Annotated in this window: 17 protein-coding genes; 8 read left to right on the top strand and 9 right to left on the bottom strand. The window is 71.0% G+C overall.

Going from position 1 to position 18652, the window contains the following annotated elements:
• The 3 genes from ACLBX9_RS31660 to secA all read right to left on the bottom strand — a co-directional run.
• Positions 1-488 (bottom strand): KUP/HAK/KT family potassium transporter (locus tag ACLBX9_RS31660; protein WP_447721688.1); only part of this gene is annotated, 488 nt, incomplete at its 3' end.
• 184 nt (positions 489-672) lie between these two features.
• Positions 673-1350, bottom strand: a complete 678-nt coding sequence (gene bioD / locus ACLBX9_RS31655; RefSeq protein WP_447721687.1) for a dethiobiotin synthase — start codon at positions 1348-1350, stop codon at positions 673-675.
• A gap of 7 nt (positions 1351-1357) precedes the next feature.
• On the bottom strand, positions 1358-4249 hold the full coding sequence (gene secA / locus ACLBX9_RS31650) for a preprotein translocase subunit SecA (RefSeq protein WP_447721686.1): 2892 nt from the start codon (positions 4247-4249) through the stop codon (positions 1358-1360).
• A 262-nt stretch (positions 4250-4511) separates the two neighbouring features.
• Between secA and ACLBX9_RS31645 the strand changes: the two genes are divergently transcribed.
• On the top strand, positions 4512-5429 hold the full coding sequence (locus tag ACLBX9_RS31645; RefSeq protein ID WP_447721685.1) for a peptidylprolyl isomerase: 918 nt from the start codon (positions 4512-4514) through the stop codon (positions 5427-5429).
• Between the two features lie 302 nt (positions 5430-5731).
• On the opposite strand, the gene ACLBX9_RS31640 is transcribed toward ACLBX9_RS31645, so the two are convergent.
• A complete protein-coding gene (locus ACLBX9_RS31640; protein WP_010685913.1) occupies positions 5732-5890 on the bottom strand; it encodes a hypothetical protein in 159 nt (52 codons plus the stop codon).
• Positions 5891-5986: 96 nt separating this feature from the next.
• The gene (gene hemH / locus ACLBX9_RS31635) at positions 5987-7069 is read right to left on the bottom strand and encodes a ferrochelatase (protein ID WP_447721684.1); all 1083 of its coding nucleotides are present in this window, start codon (positions 7067-7069) and stop codon (positions 5987-5989) included.
• 303 nt (positions 7070-7372) lie between these two features.
• On the opposite strand from hemH, the gene ACLBX9_RS31630 reads away from it, so the two are divergent.
• Complete coding sequence (locus ACLBX9_RS31630; protein WP_010685915.1) at positions 7373-8062, top strand: uracil-DNA glycosylase; 690 nt, start codon at positions 7373-7375, stop codon at positions 8060-8062.
• A 13-nt stretch (positions 8063-8075) separates the two neighbouring features.
• Here the strand turns inward: ACLBX9_RS31630 and ACLBX9_RS31625 are convergent, their stop codons facing one another.
• Positions 8076-8474, bottom strand: coding sequence for a hypothetical protein (locus tag ACLBX9_RS31625; RefSeq protein ID WP_447721683.1), 399 nt, complete (start codon positions 8472-8474; stop codon positions 8076-8078).
• A 340-nt stretch (positions 8475-8814) separates the two neighbouring features.
• On the opposite strand from ACLBX9_RS31625, the gene ACLBX9_RS31620 reads away from it, so the two are divergent.
• Entirely contained in the window at positions 8815-9207 is a 393-nt protein-coding gene (locus ACLBX9_RS31620; protein ID WP_244625493.1) for an AMP-dependent synthetase, read from the top strand.
• 19 nt (positions 9208-9226) lie between these two features.
• Here the strand turns inward: ACLBX9_RS31620 and ACLBX9_RS31615 are convergent, their stop codons facing one another.
• A complete protein-coding gene (locus ACLBX9_RS31615; RefSeq protein WP_447721682.1) occupies positions 9227-9787 on the bottom strand; it encodes a disulfide bond formation protein B in 561 nt (186 codons plus the stop codon).
• A 13-nt stretch (positions 9788-9800) separates the two neighbouring features.
• Positions 9801-9956 (bottom strand): DUF5993 family protein, encoded by a 156-nt coding sequence (locus ACLBX9_RS31610; protein ID WP_447721681.1) that lies wholly within the window; start codon positions 9954-9956, stop codon positions 9801-9803.
• A 182-nt stretch (positions 9957-10138) separates the two neighbouring features.
• Between ACLBX9_RS31610 and ACLBX9_RS31605 the strand changes: the two genes are divergently transcribed.
• The 3 genes from ACLBX9_RS31605 to ACLBX9_RS31595 all read left to right on the top strand — a co-directional run bounded on the left by ACLBX9_RS31605 (position 10139) and on the right by ACLBX9_RS31595 (position 12898).
• A complete protein-coding gene (locus ACLBX9_RS31605) occupies positions 10139-10957 on the top strand; it encodes an enoyl-CoA hydratase (protein ID WP_447721680.1) in 819 nt (272 codons plus the stop codon).
• Positions 10958-11086: 129 nt separating this feature from the next.
• On the top strand, positions 11087-11395 hold the full coding sequence (locus ACLBX9_RS31600; protein ID WP_447721679.1) for a hypothetical protein: 309 nt from the start codon (positions 11087-11089) through the stop codon (positions 11393-11395).
• Between the two features lie 66 nt (positions 11396-11461).
• Positions 11462-12898 (top strand): phospholipase D-like domain-containing protein, encoded by a 1437-nt coding sequence (locus ACLBX9_RS31595; RefSeq protein ID WP_447721678.1) that lies wholly within the window; start codon positions 11462-11464, stop codon positions 12896-12898.
• On the opposite strand, the gene ACLBX9_RS31590 is transcribed toward ACLBX9_RS31595, so the two are convergent.
• A complete protein-coding gene (locus ACLBX9_RS31590; protein WP_010685923.1) occupies positions 12816-13601 on the bottom strand; it encodes an endonuclease/exonuclease/phosphatase family protein in 786 nt (261 codons plus the stop codon). The two genes, ACLBX9_RS31595 and ACLBX9_RS31590, sit on opposite strands and share 83 nt — an antisense overlap.
• Before the next feature lie 268 nt (positions 13602-13869).
• Between ACLBX9_RS31590 and ACLBX9_RS31585 the strand changes: the two genes are divergently transcribed.
• Entirely contained in the window at positions 13870-15108 is a 1239-nt protein-coding gene (locus ACLBX9_RS31585; protein WP_447721677.1) for a metallophosphoesterase family protein, read from the top strand.
• 22 nt (positions 15109-15130) lie between these two features.
• Positions 15131-18607, top strand: coding sequence for an AAA family ATPase (locus ACLBX9_RS31580; protein ID WP_447721676.1), 3477 nt, complete (start codon positions 15131-15133; stop codon positions 18605-18607).
• The last annotated feature ends 45 nt before the right edge of the window (positions 18608-18652 follow it).

Genomic DNA, 18652 nt, shown 5'->3' with positions numbered 1-18652 from the left:
ACGTAGGGTCCGAGCGCCGGCGCATCGACCTTCAGGCCCTCGATCGCCGACAGAACCGAGATCGCCGGCGTGATCGCCCCGTCGCCGTAGAGCAGCGCCGCGCCCACAAGGCCCACCACCAGCAGCAGCGCCTTCCACGTGCCCGGGCGCGCCTGCCGCGCCCCGAGCAGCGCCAGCATGGCCACGATGCCGCCCTCGCCCCGGTTGTCGGCGCGCAGGATCAGCACCGCGTATTTCAGCGACACGATCAGGATCAGCGACCACAGGATCAGCGACACCGCGCCCGTGGCCGCCGCCGGCACCGAGGCGCCCCCGCTGGTCGCCGCCTTCACCGCCTCCTTGAACGCGTAGAGCGGGCTCGTGCCGATGTCGCCGTACACCACACCCAGCGCACCCAGGATCAGGCCGGCTTTCAGCCGGCCGTGGGCCGGCTCGGTCTCCCCCGCCTCGACCGGGGGATTCGCCGCGGGGGCTATAGACTGGCTCATCGCACGGTTCCCGCAGGTGTCCCGCCGGAATCTCGGCAGTTCGGCACCGTTCGACAGGTAGCGGCTTCGGCGACGCCGTCCAGCGAGGACGTTGTTCACAACGCGAAGACCGTGATCCCAGGGCGTGGATACCGAATCTGCGCGAGGCCTTGCCGAACCCACCTGCCGGATCGGAATCGTCCGTTCAGGAATCGATCAGGGCCGCAAGCCGCTCCGGGCAGGCTTCGCCGCGCTTCAGGCAGAAGACCGGTGCACCGGCGTGCCGGGCGATCGACGCGGCCACGGTTCCGACCGGCGCGGGAGCGCCGACGCTCTCGCTCACCACCACGGCGAGCAGCCGAACGTCGTACCGGCGCAGGGTCTCGCAGGCGGTCAGCGCGTGGCTGATCGCGCCGAGGTAGCTGCCGGTCACCAGGAGAGCCGGCACCGACAGGGCCTTGAGCCAGTCCAGACCTGTCGCCGCCTCGGTGACCGGGCTCATCAGGCCGCCCACGCCCTCGATCAGCAGCGTCCCCGGCGTGCCGGCGATCTGCGCCCGGCACCAGCCGATGAGGTCGTCGAGGTCCAGGGACCGGCCCTCGAGCACGGCCGCCTGATCGGGCGAGAGCGGTGCAGAGAAACGCCAGGGTGAGCAGCCCTCCACGGCCTCGGCATCGAGGACGAGGTCCTGCGCGTCCAGGAGGCGCGCCGTGTCGCTCTCGGCAAAGCCCGGGTCGTGCAGCGGCGGGACGCCGCTCGCCAGCGGCTTCAGCGTCCGGACCGTCCGGCCGCCTGCCCGCAGGCAGCGGGTCAGGGCGGCGGTGACGTAGGTCTTGCCGATCTCGGTGCCGGCGCCGGCGATGAAGACCGTCCGCGCGGGCATGGCGGCGTCAGGCCTGCAGGCTGCCGTGGCAGTGCTTGTACTTCTTGCCCGAGCCGCAGGGGCACGGCTCGTTGCGGCCGACGCGGCCCCAGGTTGCGGTGTCGGTCGGATCGCGCTCCAGCACGGCGCCGTCCGCCGCGAGGCCCTGGGCAGCGTAGCCGTAAGCGGGGCCGCCACCGCCGTCGCTGCCCGAGCCGCGCCCGGCATAATCCATCTCGTTCTCGCCGGTGACCGGGTCGAGGTGCTGGGCGAACATCGGCGGCAGCTCCGGGCCACCCGGCGGATACTCGTCCTGCTGCTCCTGCATCACGATCTCGACGCGGGAGAGCTGCGCGCTGACCTGCTCGCGCAGGGCGGTCACGAGCCCGTTGAACAGGTCGAAGGCCTCGGACTTGTACTCGTTCAGCGGGTCCCGCTGGGCAAAGCCGCGCCAGCCGATCACCTGCCGGAGGTGATCCAGCGTCACGAGGTGCTCGCGCCAGAGATGGTCCAGGGTCTGGAGCAGGACCTGCTTCTCGATATAGGCGGTGATCTCGGCGCCGTTCTTCTCGGTCCGCTCGGCGTAGGCCGCATCGGCCGCCTTGAGCAGCCGCTCGCGCATCTCCTCGTCGGCGATGCCCTCTTCCTTGGCCCAGTCCTCCACCGGCACGTCGAGGTTCAGGACCTCCTTCACCTGCTCGCGCAGGCCGGCCACGTCCCACTGCTCGGCGTAGGCGTTCTCGGGGATGTGGCGGGCGACGAGGTCGTCGATCACGCCCTCGCGCATCTCGTCCACGGTCTCGCGGACGCTGTCCTGACCCATGAAGTCGCGGCGCTGCTCGAAGACGACCTTGCGCTGGTCGTTCATGACGTTGTCGTACTTGAGCACGTTCTTGCGCATGTCGAAGTTGCGCGCCTCGACCTTCTGCTGCGCCTTCTCGATCGCCTTGTTGATCCAAGGGTGGATGATCGCCTCACCCTGCTCCAGGCCGAGCTTCTGCAGCATCCCGTCCATGCGGTCGGAGCCGAAGATCCGCATCAGGTCGTCCTGAAGAGACAGGTAGAACTTCGAGCGGCCGGGATCGCCCTGGCGACCGGAACGGCCGCGGAGCTGGTTGTCGATCCGTCGCGATTCGTGGCGCTCGGTGCCGATGATGTAGAGCCCGCCCGGCAGGTCCTTCTTGCGGCCCGCCGCCGGATCGGCCGGCTCGCCCGAGGCCAGCACCTTGGTGCGGTTCTCCGCGATCTCGGCCTTGATCGCCTCGATGGCCGCGTCGCGTTCCGGACCATCGGCGAGATGGCCGAGCTCCTTCTCGATCCGCATCTCGAGGTTGCCGCCGAGTTTGATGTCGGTGCCGCGGCCGGCCATGTTGGTGGCGATGGTGATCGCGCCGGGCACGCCGGCTTCGGCCACGATGTAGGCCTCCTGTTCGTGGAAGCGGGCGTTCAGCACGGCGAAGCGCTTGGTCACCCGGCCCTCGCGGGCGGCGGCGTAGACGTCGGTCAGCGCGTTGGGATCCGAATAGTCGAGCAGGCTGTAGCCGTGCTTCTTCAGGAGTTCCGCGAGCAACTCCGACTTCTCGATCGAACCGGTGCCGACCAGGATCGGCTGGTGGCGGGCATGCGCCTTGTCGATCTCGGCGATGATCCCGGCGTACTTCTCCTCGACCGTGCGGTAGACCTCGTCGTCCTCGTCGACGCGCTCGACCTCCTTGTTGGTCGGGATGTCGACCACGTCGAGCTTGTAGATCTCGGCGAACTCGTCGGCCTCCGTGGAGGCCGTGCCAGTCATGCCGGCGAGCGTCTTGTAGAGGCGGAAATAGTTCTGGAAGGTGATCGAGGCGAGCGTCTGGTTCTCGGGCTGGATCGTGACCCGCTCCTTGGCCTCCAGAGCCTGATGCAGACCCTCCGAGTAGCGCCGGCCCTGCATCATGCGGCCGGTGAACTCGTCGATGATCACCACCTCGTCGTTCTTGACGATGTAGTCCTTGTCTCGGGTGAACAGCGTGTGGGCGCGCAGGGCCTGGTTCACGTGGTGGACCAGCGTGACGTTGTGTGCGTCGTAGAGGTCCCCCTCCTTGAGGAGGCCAGCCTCGCGCATCGCCTCCTCGACGAACTCGTTACCGTCCTCGGTGAGCGAGACGGTGCGCTGCTTCTCGTCGAGGTCGTAGTGCTCGCGCACCAGCCGGGGCATCAGCGCATCGACCGCCACGTAGAGTTCCGAGCGGTCGTCCACCGGCCCCGAGATGATCAGCGGCGTGCGGGCCTCGTCGATCAGGATTGAGTCGACCTCGTCGACGATGGCGTAGTTGTGTCCCCGCTGGGTCAGCTGGGACATCTCGTACTTCATGTTGTCGCGCAGGTAGTCGAAGCCGTACTCGTTGTTAGTGCCGTAGGTGATGTCGCACGCGTAGGCGTCCTTGCGCTGCGCGTCGTCGAGCCCGTGCACGATGGTGCCGACCGAGAGGCCCAGGAATCGGTAGACCCGGCCCATCCATTCCGCGTCGCGGGATGCCAGATAGTCGTTCACCGTAACGACGTGGACGCCCTTGCCCTCCAGTGCGTTGAGGTAGACCGGCAGCGTCGCCACCAGGGTCTTGCCCTCGCCGGTCTTCATCTCGGAGATGCCGCCTTCGTGCAGCACCATGCCGCCGATGAGCTGGACGTCGAAGTGGCGCTGGCCGAGCACGCGCTTGGCCGCCTCGCGCACCGTGGCGAAGGCGGGGACGAGGATGTCGTCGAGGCTCTTGCCGCTCGCGAGTTCCGCCTTCAGCATGTCGGTGCGGGCGCGAAGGGCCTCATCCGACAGCGCCTGGATCTCCGGTTCCAGCGCGTTGATCTGAGCGACGCGCGGGCGGTAGCCCTTGACGCGCCGGTCGTTCGAGGAGCCGAAAATCTTCTTGGCGAAAGAGCCGAGCATCGTTGACCTGCGGACGCGCGAGCCCGCCCACGGGTGATCGTGGCGGGCCGGCCTGGGCGGAGTTGGCCGGGCTTATAGAGGTAAACATCGGCCGGCGCACCTGTAAGGGGCAGCCCTCAACGCGCTTGGGTCCGGTCACGGTTCCGGCATCGTCGGAACGGCCGCGCTTGCCTTCTCGCGCGACGCGGGCCACCTGTGCCGCGGCCAGCCGCCCGGCCCGCTCCTGGGCGGATCAGAGACAAGAGCCGAGGACTTCGCCCGCATGCCGAACACCGCTCTCCTCCGGCGCGCCAGCGCGCTCGCCGTCATGATCGCGATGCCGGGATTCGCGCTGGCGCAGGCGCCCCAGAAGGCTCCGGCCCAAGCCACGACGCCCGCGGCGAACACGCCCGCCGCCGCGGCCGGACCGGATTCGGTGGCGGCCAGCGTCAACGGCAAGCCGATCACGCAGGGCGACCTCGCCATCGCGGCCGACGACCCGGCCCTGTCGCTGCCCGGCGTCGACGAGGCGCAGAAGAAGAACCTGCTCGTCGACTACATGGTCGACCTGCGGGTCGGCGCGCAGGCGGCCGAGGCCGCCAAGGTCGGCGACACCCCGGAGTTCAAGCGCAAGCTCGCCTATTTCCGCGACAAGCTTTTGCTCGATGACTACCTCGAGCAGGAGGCCAAGCGCGCCGTCACCCCCGAGGCCGAGCACGCGATCTACGATCAGACCGTCAAGCTGATGAAGCCGGAGGAGGAGGTGCACGCCCGCCACATCCTCGTGGACAACGAGGCCGAGGCCAAGAGAATCGCGGCCCGCATCAAGGGCGGCGAGGATTTCGCCAAGGTCGCGGCCGAGACCTCGAAGGATCCGGGCTCGAAGGCCGAGGGCGGCGATCTCGGCTGGTTCACCAAGGAGCGGATGGTGCCGGACTTCGCCACCGCCGCCTTCGCGATGAAGCCCGGCCAGGTCTCCGACCCGATCAAGACGCAGTTCGGCTGGCACGTCATCAGGGTCGAGGAGAAGCGGACGAAGCCGCAGCCGACCTTCGACGAATTGAAGGAGCAGATCGACCAGCACCTGATCCGCAAGGCGCAGCAGGACATGATCCTGAAGCTGCGCTCGGAGGCGAAGATCGAGCGCACCGACGCGCCCGCCGAGGCGGCGCAGCCGGCGCAGGAACCGAAGAAGCCGTAGCTGGTGCATCGGGGCGCGTCATCGACGGATGCCGCCCCTCTCCCATCGGGACCGCAGCCCTTCTCCGGACACCAGAGACGGACGTTAAGGGTGATCCGGAATCCGGCACCTTGAGCGCCGCGAACGCGCCGCCGCTTGCACGGGATAGACGCGTCCCGACCTTTCGTGCTGGATCCCGGATCGCATCCCGCTGACGGTGCAAGCGCCCGGGAAAGGGTTGATCGGGCAGCGTGCCCGAGCACCCCGCCCGCACAGTTGCGAACGGGTCACCTCTGAGGCCGGATGCCGGTCGGTCGGCCCCTTCAATACGGTCGATCAGGCACGAGGTAGCTCGACTGCGCCGGCGCGGGTTGCGGCGTGATCCCGTGGGCGGCGAGTTCCGCTGTGCGGCGGCCCTCCGCGATCCAGTCGAGCGCCACGATCAGGATCCACGGACACGCGATGCCGATGAAGAACGCCATGAGATCATCCTCCCGCGCCGGATCGAGGGAGCCGCCCGGCTTAGGAAAATAATAGGCGGGCCGGGCCGCGCTGCAAGCGGCATCCCGGCCGGGATCTCAGATCCAGCCCTGAAGCTCGCGGCGCACGACGTGCTCGATCACCCGCATGCCGAGGTCGCTGTCGTTCAGACAGGGAATGTAGGCGAAGCGCTCGCCGCCGTTCTCCTCGAAATAGTGCCGGTTCTCGCCGTCGAGCTCCTCGAGGGTCTCCAGGCAATCCGCCGTGAAGCCCGGGGCGACGATCGCCATCCGCTTCACCCCCGACTTCGCGAGCTCCATCACCGTCTCGTCGGTGTAGGGCTTCAGCCACTCCTCGTTGCCGAAGCGCGACTGGAAGGTGACCCGCATCTTGCCCGGCTGCAGGCCGAGCGCCTCGCGGATCAGACGCCCGGTCTTGTGGCACTGGCAATGGTACGGGTCGCCCTTGAGCAGGTAGCTCCGCGGCACGCCGTGGAACGAGGTCAGGATCACCTCCGGCTCGAAGTCGAGCTTGGCCAGACCTTCGCGGATCGAATCGGCCATGGCGGCGATGTAGACCGGGTCGTCGTGGTAAGGCGGCGAGACCCGCACCGTCGGCTGCCAGCGCATGTCCATCAGGGCGCGGAAGGCCTGATCACAGGCCGTGGCCGAGGTGGCGGCGGCGTATTGCGGGTAGAGCGGCACCAGCAGGATGCGATCGCAGCCCTGGTCGAGCAGCGCCTGAATCCGGCCGGCGACCTCGGGCTTGCCGTAGCGCATCGCCCAATCGACCACGACCGAATCGCCCATGGCCGCCTGGAGGCGGTCGCACTGGCCGCGGGTGATGGTCTTGAGCGGTCCCTCGTTCAACGCATTGTTCCAGACGCTCGCGTAGTCGCGACCCTTCGGCCCGGGGCGCTTCGTCAGGATGATCAGATTGAGGAGCGGCCACCAGATCAGCCGCGGCACCTCGATGACCCGCCGGTCCGACAGGAACTCCTTGAGGTACCGGCGCATGGGCCAGTAGCTCGTGCCCTCCGGCGTGCCGAGGTTCATCAGCAGCACGCCGACACGGCCCCACGCGACCTTTGGGTGGTCGCCCGGCAGGGTGTCGGCCGCGGGCTTGAGCGGAGCGAGGGGCCGGCCATTCGCCAGCGCGGCGGGTTCGACGCGTTCGTTCATGGCAGCGTTCCGGCGCCGCGCGCCGAGTCCTTCCTCTGGCTTCAGATATCCGGGGGCCGGCGCACGCGCTTGGGCCTTGACCGGAGGCTTACCCCTGTCGGTGCGCTTCCATGTAGGGTGCGATGCCGCCCCGCGAAGACCGGACGCGACATGCCGCACCGCGGTCAGCCGAACACGCGACCCCTGTCCCTAATCACGGGCGGCGGCGGGCCGCAACCACGGCCGCTCTGCCGCTGCCACGACGCTGCTATGAGGCTGCTCCGGCGCCGCCTATCTCGGTCCGGGATCAGACCGCGAGACCCGATGACCGCCACCCCCGTCGCCGACGCACTCTCCGCCTTCCGCGCCTCCGGATCGCCCTGGCTCGCGCTGCCGTTCTTCGGGGGTGGGCAGGCCGATGCCGTGGCGGCGCGCGTCGACGCGCGGCTGGCGGCCGGTGCCCGCGTCCTGCCCGCGCCGGACCGGATCTTCCGCGCCCTCATCGAGACGCCCCTCCCCGCCGTACGCGCGGTGATCCTCGGTCAGGATCCCTATCCGACCCCGGGCGATGCCAACGGTCTCGCCTTCTCCTTCGTAGGATCCGGCCGCCTGCCCGCCTCGCTGAAGGTGATCCTGGCGGAAGCTGGGTCCGACCGGGCGGCGGGCGGTGACCTGACCGCCTGGGCGCGGCAGGGCGTGCTGCTCCTCAACAGCGCGCTCACCGTTGAGGCTGGCAAGGCGGGGGCGCATCTGCGCTACGGCTGGGCGGCGCTCACCGACGAGGCAGTCGCGGCGGTCTCTGCCCGGCCCGAACCCGCGGTGTTCCTGCTCTGGGGCGCCCAGGCCCGTGCCCGGGCAGCCCTCATCGATACGAGCCGCCACGGCGTGTTCGAGAGCGGTCACCCATCGCCGCTCAACCGCGCCCGGGATTTCCCGGGTTCGGATCCGTTCGGCCGGGCGAACCGCTGGCTCGCCGAGCACGGCGTCCGGCCGATCGACTGGCGCCTCGGCTAGACCCGGCGGTTCTTCACTGCGGCTTGGCCGGGTCCGCGGGCTTTGCCGGGGCGCCATCCTGGCTCGCCGGCAGGAGCACATTCTTGGCCACCGTGCCCTCCGGCCCGTACTCGCCGGCCACCGCGATGCAGGCTTGGTCGCGGTTCTGCGCCATCTGGTTCGACATCAGCGTGAACATGGTCTGGACGCGGTTGCCGAAGGGGCCGCGCGGCTGAACATCCCCGATCTGGACGTTCTGCTTCGCGAGCAGCGCCTCGAACTGGTCGCTGCCGATCCGGTAGCCGCAGACGTTCGACGCGGCGAAGATGTAGGCGGCGAATTCCAGGGCGCGGGGGGCCGGCGCATTGCGGATCTGCGCCTGCGCCGGCAGGGCTGCAAGAATCAGGGCGGCAGAGAGAGCGACGTAGCGCATGCGCGGCAATTTCCTCGGTAGCGGGCAGTCACTGTCGGATTGCCTCGAACCGGCGGGAGATAGGCCGGTGCGAACCGCGCGCCAATGCGACCGAATTTGCCTGCAAACCGCGGTCCGCCGTTCACAAGCCGTTGGCCATAGCCGAAATCCTGGGCCGCCTGAGCGTCGAAATCGCGCCTGCGTTCCGCGCGCGGGCCAAGGTGAGACAGAGTGTTAACCCGCCCGCGTCACGCCAGGGACGAAGGTTTGTCCAGATCCAGGCGGTCTGCATCGCATGTACGGCGTCAATTCCTCCGTCAAATCTCCTCCGGCCTCCGTGTCACGGGAGATCGCCCAGCGCGTGCGGGGCGTCCTCACCGACCGACGGACCGGCGCGGCTGCGGCCACTCCGGCGATCTGTCCGCACCGCGTCGCCCGCTGGGCCTGCGGCGAGGGCCTGGGCGCCGGCACCGCTGTGGCGCTGCTGGTGCGGGACCTCGGACAGGCGGAGGCGATTCGCCTCGGACTCACTCGGATCGGCCTGCGCGTAGCGTGTCTCGACGGCGATCGCCGCGGCGCGGGGCTGGCCGAGAGCCTTGCCCTCTCCGGAGCGACGGTGGTCATCGTCGACACCGCCCTGGCCGAGGCCTATGCCGGAGCCATGGGCCGGCTCGTCACCTATCCGGCCGTGTGGTGGAACGGGCCCGGTGCGGACTTCGCCAGCCTCGACTTTGCCCTGGCCGAGCAGGAGTGAGACTGCCCTCCAGGCAGGGCTACCGCTTCAGCCACGCGTCGAGCGCTTCGTAGCGGGCGGGATCGTCCGGGCAGAGGCCGCCACCGCATTCCGCCGCCGTAGAGGCGGCGTTGGCGAGGACGATGAGGACGAACAGCGCGAGGCAGGCCTTCCCGAAGGCTCCGCCGTCGTGCGCCACCTGCGTTTCCGGCCGCACGCCGTCCTGCATCAGGAGGAGCAGGCCGACCACCGTGATCAGCGCCACGAAGGCGATGAGCGCGAGGGTGTAGAAATGAAGCCCCAGAAGCGTTGAGCCGTAGCCGCCGGTCCCGGGGACGATGTGCAGGGCGACCTGCCGGCTCGCCAGGACGATGCCGACCAGGGAACTCAAAATCGCCACGCCGTAGTGCGACGGCCGCGGTCCGAACCGGACGCTCAGCGCGAACCCGAGACCCGAGGCCGCGAATGCGGCGCGCTGGAGCAGGCAGAGCGGACAGGGCAGCTCGCCCAGCACGAATTGATAGCCGAACGCCACGAGGAGGACGGCGCAGCAGCCGAGCAGGCCGAGGGCGTTGAGCGTGCGCGCGTGAAGGGCCGCCATGACCTGCGTCCGTTCAGAAGTCGAGGTTGAGGGCCGAAGTGGCGTGCGCGGCGAACAGCGCGAGGGTGCCGACCAGCGAGACGAGCCACAGGCCGATGGCGAGGCCGCGGCGACCCGCAAGGATCGCGGCGCCGCCCGCCGCCAGGCCGACGAATGGCAGGACCATCATGGATATCCCCTTCCCCTGCGCACGGCGAGCCGGGCAGCCGCGCCGACTTGCTCGCGTGAGGATTTAAGCTTTCGTGAAGCTGGCGCGGCCCCGGACGGCATCGCTGCCGACCGGCCCGCATGTTACCGTCCTCTGAGAGACCGGTCCCGCAGCGTGGACGGGCCGGCGCCGGGAAAGGACCTATGATCGCAGCCCCAGCGGCCGTCCCGAATGTCTTGCCCGACCCGGCCGCCCCGATCCTGCTCCGAAGCGACGACGGCGGGGTTGCGACCCTCACCCTGAACCGTCCGGAGGCGCGAAACGCCCTGTCGATGGCGCTGATGAACGCCCTCCAGGAGCAGCTCGACGCCATCCGGCAGGATCCGGGCGTGCGCGTCGTGATCCTGCGGGGGGCCGGTCCGGCCTTCTGCGCCGGACACGATCTCAAGGAGATGCGCGCGGACCCGTCCCGCGCGGCGACCGAGGCGGTGTTCCGCACCTGCGCGCGTCTCATGCTGAGCCTGACCCGCCTGCCGCAGCCGGTGATCGCCCGGGTCCACGGGATCGCGACCGCGGCCGGCTGCCAGCTCGTGGCCACCTGCGACCTGGCGATCTGCGCCGAGTCCGCGCGCTTCGCCACCCCGGGCGTGCAGATCGGCCTGTTCTGCTCGACCCCGATGGTCGCCCTGTCGCGGGCCGTGTCGCGCAAGGCCGCCCTGGAGATGCTGCTGGTCGGCGAGCCGATCGAGGCCGCCGAGGCCCTGCGGATCGGCCTCGTGAACCGCGTCGTGCCCGAGGCGGAACTCGATGCCGCGGTGGGCGCCCTCGCGGTCCGCATCGCCGGGAAGGCGCGGCGCGTCCTGGCGATCGGCAAGGAGGCCTTCGGCCGGCAGATCGAGATGGGCCTGGAGGAGGCCTACGGCTACACAGCCGAGGTGATGACCCGGAACATGATGATGGCCGACGCGCAGGAGGGAATCGACGCGTTCCTGGGCAAGCGCCCGCCCCGCTGGGAGCCGTGAGGCGTCCGGCTCTGACGCGATAGGACGCAGGCTCAAGCCGGCGGCTCGCGTAGGTTATGGCGTCGTCCTGCCCTAAGATGGAGGCTTCGTCCGATCCCGCCGGATATGGCACCCCTTGCGGAACGGCTGATGAGCACCATCGACCTGTTCGGTCTGACCGTAGCCTTCTACGGCGCCATGCCGCCGCCCCGGCCGCAGCGCCCGGACCGCAATGGCGCCACCTGGGCGGCCGCCGTCGTGTTCGGCGGCGTCTGCCTCGCCACGATGGGGCCGATGATCACCATCTGGAGCTTCCACCGGCCCTACGCTGAGGCTAAGGCGCGCTGCATCGAGTCCGGCGGCCGGGTTCTCTATGCGGCGCTCGATGGTAGCGGCCCCTATCGCTGCGAGCGCCCGGCCAGCGTCGCGGCGGCGCGCCCGCTCAAGGCGGCGGATTAATCCGCGACGCCGCATCGATGTCGGGTATATCCGGCGCGCGCCTGACGCCAACCGGATGCCGAGACCTTGGAAAACGCGCTCCTTCGATGGGTCCAGTCGACCGCCCTGCTGCGGTCGGACGTCGAGGCTCTCATCGGCTTCGTGCTGGCCGTCGGCGTCACCCTGCATGCTCTGCTGCGCAAGCGTCGGGTCAGCGTGGCGGTGGGCTGGATCGGCCTCGCATGGCTGTCGCCGATCTTCGGCACCGCGCTCTACCTGACCTTCGGCATCAACCGCGTCTCGCGCCGCGCGAGGCGGCTACGGACCAAGCCCTCCGACGCGACGCAGCTGCCCGACACCGACGACGCCGTGGTGCCGGAAGCGCTCTGGCCCCTCGACCGTGCGATCCGGCGGATCACCGGCCTGCCGGCCTTCCAGGGCAATACCGTGCGGATGTTCCGCAACGGCGACGCGGCCTATCCGGTCATGCTGGAGGCGATCCGGTCGGCGCGGACGAGCATCGCTCTGTCGAGCTACATCTTCCGGAACGATGCCACCGGCGGCGAATTCTGCGATGCCCTGGTCGACGCCCAGGGCCGGGGCGTGCAGGTCCGGGTCATCATCGACGGCATCGGCGGCGGCTATTTCCGGGCGCCCGTCTACCGCCGCCTGACCGCCGCCGGGGTGCCGGCTGCCCTGTTCATGCACTCCGCCCTGCCCTGGCGGATGCCGTTCCTCAACCTGCGCTCGCACAAGAAGCTGCTGATCCTCGACGGGCGCGTGGCGTTCACCGGCGGCCTCAACATCTCGCATCCGAATCGTGTCGCCTTGAAGCCCGAGCATCCGATCCGCGACACCCATTTCCGGCTGACCGGGCCCGTCGTCGAGCAGCTCGCCGCCGCCTTCGCGGCCGACTGGGCCTTCGTGGCCGGCGAGAACCTCGACGGCCCGCCCTGGTTCGTCGATCTGGAGCCGGATGGACCCAGCGTCGCCCGGGCGGTCACCTCCGGTCCCGATGCGGACGTGGAGAAGATCGAGCAGGTCATCCTGCAGGCGCTCGCCTGCGCGCGCCGGTCGGTCCGGTTCGTGACGCCCTACTTCCTGCCCGACGAGCTGGTGACCGGAGCGCTGGCCCAGGCCGCGACGCGCGGCATCACGGTCGACGTCGTCGTCCCGCGGGTCAGCGACCATCCCTTCATCGACTGGGCGACGCGGGCCCATCTCGACCCGCTGCTTCGGGCGGGCGTGCGGGTCTGGCTCGACGAGCCACCGTTCGATCATTCGAAGGCGATGGTGGTCGACGACATCTGGTGCTTCGTCGGTAGCGCCAACTGGGACATGCGCAGCTTCCGCCTCAACTTCGAGCTGAACGTCGAGATCATCGACGCGGAGCTGGCGGCCGAGCTCGATCGCTTCATCCGCGGCAAGATGCAGGCGCGGCTCAGCCGGGAGGACGTCGCCGCGCGCGCGCTGCCGGTCCGTTTGCGCGACGCAGGCGTGCGACTGCTGCTGCCATACCTTTGAAGCGCCCGGGGGCGTGCGCCTCTGGGGCCGGCCCGAGATGGACGACGATCGGCCGGTGATCGGACGGACCTCGCGGGAGCACCGCGTGATCGTGACAGATCAGGCCGCGGGCGAGGCAGCGGTCGAGCCGCAGGGGGAGCACGTCCACCATCGCGTGGGTCGGCCGGCGCGGGCCGACATCCCGAAATCCCGGGATCAGCGCGGGGCCGACGATGTTGTAGTCGCCGAGAACCGCGGCGCGGGCCGGCAATTCGCCGACGATGCGGCGGAGCTGGCGCCGGTTCAGCATCTGCCCGTGGGACAGGTGGACGTTGGCGACGCCGAACTCCCCGAGGTCGAGGATCTGGCAGACCCGGTGCACGAGCGCCCCGGAGGGCAGCGCGATCACCCGGGGCGGTGCCGGCCAGGGCTTCGGGCTCCACATGGCCAGTCCGTGGATGCGCCCGGGTAGCGGCGCCCAGGCGTAATGGCCGCCGATCCGGTCCAGCAGGAAGCCGATGGCCCGGGTCGCCTCCTGCATCAGCAGCAGGTCGGGCTTCTCCTGTGCGACGAGGGCGGCCACGTCGTCCACGGCGGCGCCGGTGCGCCGCAGAAGGTTCCAGCTCACGATCTTGAAGGGCTCGGACGAGCGGTCGGCGGGCGGGACGGGCGGGCTGACGGCGGGCGCAGGGCCGGGGCGAACCGGACGGGCAGCGATGGTCATCGGGCGGGACTCATACCTCACCGGGCGGCTCACCCGCCACCGCCACGCTCTAACGCGCGCGGGGGCGGAGCGTTCGATGAAATCCGGCGCCGAAAAGATGGCGGTGCCGCGGGAGCGGCTCCGCCTGACGGAACCACAGCGCGTTTCCGAAGCCGCTTGAGGCGCCCCCCACGAACAGCCTAAGAGCGCCGACGTGGCGCCGACGCGGTGCCGACCTAGCGCCGGGCCCCACGCGTCCCGACGTTCCAAGCAGCATTCCAGGAGGCCGATGACGGGCTTCAGCTTCATCCACGCGGCGGACCTGCATCTCGGCAGCCCGCTGGCGGGCCTCGCCGCCCGGGATGCCGAACTGGCGCGCCGACTCGCTTCGGCGGGGCGCCAGGCCTTCGAGGATCTGGTCAGCCGGGCCATCGAGCGCGCGGTCGCCTTCGTGGTCGTGGCTGGCGATGTCTACGACGGCGACTGGGCCGACACGACGATCGGCCTGTTCTTCGCCCGGCAGGTGGCCCGGCTCGACCGCGCCGGCATCCCGACCATCCTGGTGCGGGGCAACCACGACGCCGAGAGCGTGATCACCCGTGCCCTGACCCTGCCGCCCTCGGTCCACGTGTTCCCGTCGAACCGCGCCGGCACGCTGCGTCTCGACGATCTGCGGGTCGCCCTGCACGGCCGGAGCTTCCAGGGCCGGGCGGTCGAGGAGAACCTGTCTCTAACCTACCCGGCCGCCGTGCCGGGCTGGTTCAACCTCGGCATCCTCCATACCTCCTGCACGGGTCACGCGGCGCACGAGACCTACGCGCCCTGCTCGATCGCCGACCTCGCGGCGCGCGGCTACGACTACTGGGCGCTCGGCCACATCCACGAATATGCCGAGCTGTCCCGGGATCCCTGGATCGTGTTCCCCGGCAACCTCCAGGGACGGAGCGTGCGCGAGTGCGGGGAAAAGGGCGCCGTCGTGGTCGATGTGGCTGACGGCCGGGTGACCGGCGTCACCCGCCTCGCCCTCGATCGCGCCCGGTTCGAGCAAGTCACGGTGGACCTCTCCGGCGCCGCCGACATTCGTGCCGTCCTGGAGGCTGCGGAAGTGGCGCTCCGGCCCCTCTCCGCGCTGGCGGCGACCCGCCTGATCCTGGTGCGCGTCCTCCTTACCGGCGTCACGCCGGCCCACGACGCGCTCTCGGCGGATCGCGACGCCGTCACGGCCGAGATCCAGGCCGCCGCCCACCGGATGCACGAGGATATCTGGCTGGAGCGGTTGAAGATCGAGACACGCCGGCCCCGCGCGTCCCTCGATCCGGCCGGTCCCGCCATCGATCCGGCCGCCTTGCTCGCCGACCTCGACCGCGATCCGGAATTCCGCGCCCGAGCCCGGGCCGCCCTCGCCGAGATCGGTGGGCGGATGCCGTCGACGGTGGCCGCGGAGGCCGGTCTGGAAGCGGAATTCGATGCCCTCTGCGCCGAGGCAGAGGCGCTGATCCTCGGTCGACTCGGGGGGCGCCATTGCTAAACCGGCTGCCCAGGGCCGCGCGATGCGCCTGACCCACCTCGCCCTGGAGCGCTACGGCGCGTTCACGGACCGGACCCTCGCGTTCCGGCCCGACGCCCGGCTGCACGTGGTGCTGGGCGCCAACGAGGCCGGCAAGAGCACCGCCCTCGCGGCCGTCACGGACCTGCTGTTCGGATTCGGGAAGAGCACCCCCTACGCCTTCCTGCACGACATGCCGCAATTGCGGCTCGGCGCTGAGATCGTCGCGGGCGACGGCCGCAGGCTGAGCTTCCGCCGCCGGAAGGGCAACAGCCGGACCCTCATCGATGCCGCCGAGGCGCCTCTGCCCGACGATGCGCTGGCGCCGTTCCTCGGAGGGATCTCCCGCGCTGTGTTCTGCCGCGCCTTCGGCCTCGACGCCGCGAGCCTTCGGGCGGGAGGACGCGAGATGGTCGATTCCGAGGGCGAGGTCGGCGCCAGCCTGTTCGCGGCCGGCTCCGGCCTGCGCGGCCTGACGGAGCTGCACGCGTCCCTTGAGGCGGAAGCCGACGGCATCTTCGCGCCGCGGCAGGCCAAGCACCGGACCTTCTACCAGGCGCTGGAGCGCCACGAGACGGCCCGCCGGACCATCCGCGAGAAGGGGCTGCGCGTCGGCGATTGGCGATCGCTGAACGACGAGATCGCCGCGGCGGCGCAGCAGCTGGACGCCCTTCGAACCGAACAGAAGGCCCTGGCCGTCGCCCGCGCGCGCCTGGAGCGGTTGAAGCGCGTCCGCCCCATCCTCGCCGAGATCGATGCCCTGGAGGAGCGCGTGTCGACCGACCGCGGCCTGGCGGACGCGGATCCAGCCTGGATCGAGCGCCTCGGCGGCGCCCTCGAACGCTGCCGCGCCGGGCAGATCGAGGCAGAGCGCGCCGAGGGGACCCGTGCCCGCGCCCGCGCCGAGGCCGAGGCCGTGGCGGTCGAGCCGGGGCTGACGCTCCGCGCCGACGAGATCCTGGTGGCGCTCAGCGGCACAAAGGCCTTCGAGAAAGGGGCCACCGACCTGCCCCGGATCGAGGGGGACTCCCATAAGGTCGGGCTGGAATTGGAGCGGCTGCGCGCCCGGATCGGGGCCGCGGACGTCGCGGTTCTGGAAGCCGGTCAGCCCACCGATGCCGCCCGCGCCCGGATCGAGCGGCTGATCCGCGATCATCGGCTCCTGGCGGCGGCCGAAGAGCAGATCGCCCGCGATCTCGCCGCGGCCCGCACCGAGTGCGACCGGATGGCCCGGGCGGTCGAGGCGGCGGGCGCGACGCACGACCCAACCCCGCTGCGCGAGGCGCTGAAGCCCCTCGCGCGCCTGCGCGAGCGGATCGCCGCCCACGCGACCCTCGAGGCGACGATCCGGCGAGAGACGGCGCTGCTGCACAACCAGGCGGCCCGCCTGTCGCCGCCCGTCCCGGACCTCGCCGCGCTCGTACGGCTGCCGCTGCCTCGGCCGGAAACGGTGGCACGCTTCCGCACCCTACTCGACGGCAAGACCCGCGAGCGTGAACGGGCCGCCGACCACCGCGACGCGGCCCTCCGTCAGGTCAACGCGACCCGCGAGCGGCTGCGCGCGCGGGAGGCCGGACGGCCGATCGCCACGCGGGAGCGGGTCGAGGCGCTCCGGGAGGCCCGTGACGCGGCCTTCTCGCCGCTGCGGGAGGCGATGGAGGCGGGGCGGCCTGTGGGACCGCCCGCGATCGCGGCCTACGAACGCGCGCTCCTCGATGCGGATCGGCTTGCGGACGCGCGCGCGGACGACGCCGGCCGGTCCGCTGCCCATGCGGCCGATCTCGACCGCCTCGCCGCGGAGGAAGCGGCCCTTGCCGCGGCCGCGGATGATGTGGCCGGGATCGATGCCGAGATTGCGGAGGGCGAGGCCGCTTGGCGCGAGGCATGGCGGGAGGCCGGGATCGTTCCCGCCTCCCCGGCCGAGATGGTCGCGTGGCTGGCCGAGATCGAGACCATGATCGAGGCCGAGGAGCGGCTCGCGGATCAGCGCCTCGGCCGGGACAGGATCTGGGCCGAGATCGACGCCGCACGGGCGCCGATCGCCGCGCTCGGCGCGCGTGCCGGCCTCGACCCGGCGCCCGGGCTCGACAGCGGGCAAGCCTTCGACAGGCTCGAGGATCGCGTCGCCACGCTCGCGAGCCGCTGGGAGGCGAACCTGCAGACCGGCGGATCGCTGCGCGCGGCGCAGACCGCGGCCGAGCGGCTGGAGGCCGCCCGGGACGAGACCGAGAGCCGCCGCGCCGCGTGGCGCACTGAATGGTCGGCGGCGCTCCAGCCCCTCGGGCTCGATGCCGCCGCCCGACCCGAGGAGGCGGAGGGCGCCCTGGGGGCGTGGCGCACCGTGCCCGACCGACTCTCGGAGCGCGCCGCTCTCGAGCGCCGCTCGGCCGGCATCCGGCGCGACATGGAGGCGTTCCGGAGCGCCGCGGCGGCTCTGGTCGACGCGCTGGCCCCCGAAGTGGCGGGCACGCCGCCGACCGGTGCCATCCGCACGCTCCACGCGCGTCTCGTCGCCGCCCAGGCCCGCGACGCGCGCCGCGCCGAGCTGGACCGGCGCTGGGAGGAGGCGGAGGCGGCTGCCCGCTCCGCCGCCGACCTGCGCGATGCGTCCCGGGAGGCTCTGGGTCGGCAGATCGCCGAGGCGATGCCGGATCTCGCCGGGGCGCCGCTTCCCGAGATCGAGGTGCTGTTCGGCCGGCTCATGACCCGGGAGCGATTCCGGGCCGAGCTGCTTCGGCTGCGCAACAGCCTCGCCGGGGCTGCCGACGGGCTGCCGGAGTCCGATCTGCGCGCCGATCTCGGCGCGCTGCCGCCGGAAGTGTTGGAAGCCGAGCTGGCCCGCCTTGCCCTGGAGGCTGAGGAGCAGGCCGAGCGCGGTCAAGTCATCTTTGCTGACCGGGACCGGGCCGAGCGGCGCCGGGCGGAGCTGGAGGGTGGGACTGGGGCCGAGCTGGCGCTGGCCGAGCGCAAGGCCGCCGAGGCCGACCTCGAGGCGTCGGCGCGGTCCTGGGCGGTCCTGCGCTTCGCCGGCCTGATGCTGAGCCAAGCGATGGCCCGGCATCGCGCCGGACAGCAGGACCCCCTGGTGGCGCGGGCTGGCGCGCTGTTCCGGGCGCTGACGGGCGGCGGGTTCTCGGGGCTCACCCAGACCTACGACGAGGCCGACACGCCGAAGCTCGCCGGCCAGCGCGCCGGAGGCGGCACGGTGGCGATCGAGGGCATGAGCGAGGGCACCCGCGATCAGCTCTACCTCGCCCTGCGGCTCGCCTATCTCGAGGACTATGCCGGCCGCGCCGAACCGGCGCCGTTCGTCGGCGACGACCTGTTCTCGACCTTCGACGAGACCCGCACTGGATACGGCCTGGACGCGCTGGCCGAGATCGGAGCGCGGATCCAGCCGATCCTGTTCACCCATCACCGCCACGTCGCCGAGATCGCGCGGGAGCGGCTGGGGGCCGCCGTAGACGTGGTGGCGCTGTAGGCCCGGTGGCCGGTTCCTCGTTCGCGATGATCGCTCGACGGTAGA

The sequence above is a fragment of the Methylobacterium sp. A49B genome (assembly GCF_053346215.1).
Note: the sequence above shows the minus strand (reverse complement) of the source record. Positions and strands in the feature narration are given on the sequence as shown.

Excerpts from the sequence above, each read along its gene's own strand:
- ACLBX9_RS31610 (WP_447721681.1), bottom strand. The coding sequence starts at position 9,956 with ATGATGGTCCTGCCATTCGTCGGCCTGGCGGCGGGCGGCGCCGCGATC.
- ACLBX9_RS31640 (WP_010685913.1), bottom strand. The coding sequence starts at position 5,890 with ATGGCGTTCTTCATCGGCATCGCGTGTCCGTGGATCCTGATCGTGGCG.
- bioD (WP_447721687.1), bottom strand. The coding sequence starts at position 1,350 with ATGCCCGCGCGGACGGTCTTCATCGCCGGCGCCGGCACCGAGATCGGC.
- ACLBX9_RS31625 (WP_447721683.1), bottom strand. The coding sequence starts at position 8,474 with ATGCGCTACGTCGCTCTCTCTGCCGCCCTGATTCTTGCAGCCCTGCCG.
- ACLBX9_RS31645 (WP_447721685.1), top strand. The coding sequence starts at position 4,512 with ATGCCGAACACCGCTCTCCTCCGGCGCGCCAGCGCGCTCGCCGTCATG.
- ACLBX9_RS31615 (WP_447721682.1), bottom strand. The coding sequence starts at position 9,787 with ATGGCGGCCCTTCACGCGCGCACGCTCAACGCCCTCGGCCTGCTCGGC.
- ACLBX9_RS31605 (WP_447721680.1), top strand. The coding sequence starts at position 10,139 with ATGATCGCAGCCCCAGCGGCCGTCCCGAATGTCTTGCCCGACCCGGCC.
- hemH (WP_447721684.1), bottom strand. The coding sequence starts at position 7,069 with ATGAACGAACGCGTCGAACCCGCCGCGCTGGCGAATGGCCGGCCCCTC.
- ACLBX9_RS31630 (WP_010685915.1), top strand. The coding sequence starts at position 7,373 with ATGACCGCCACCCCCGTCGCCGACGCACTCTCCGCCTTCCGCGCCTCC.
- ACLBX9_RS31585 (WP_447721677.1), top strand. The coding sequence starts at position 13,870 with ATGACGGGCTTCAGCTTCATCCACGCGGCGGACCTGCATCTCGGCAGC.
- ACLBX9_RS31590 (WP_010685923.1), bottom strand. The coding sequence starts at position 13,601 with ATGACCATCGCTGCCCGTCCGGTTCGCCCCGGCCCTGCGCCCGCCGTC.
- secA (WP_447721686.1), bottom strand. The coding sequence starts at position 4,249 with ATGCTCGGCTCTTTCGCCAAGAAGATTTTCGGCTCCTCGAACGACCGG.
- ACLBX9_RS31600 (WP_447721679.1), top strand. The coding sequence starts at position 11,087 with ATGAGCACCATCGACCTGTTCGGTCTGACCGTAGCCTTCTACGGCGCC.
- ACLBX9_RS31580 (WP_447721676.1), top strand. The coding sequence starts at position 15,131 with ATGCGCCTGACCCACCTCGCCCTGGAGCGCTACGGCGCGTTCACGGAC.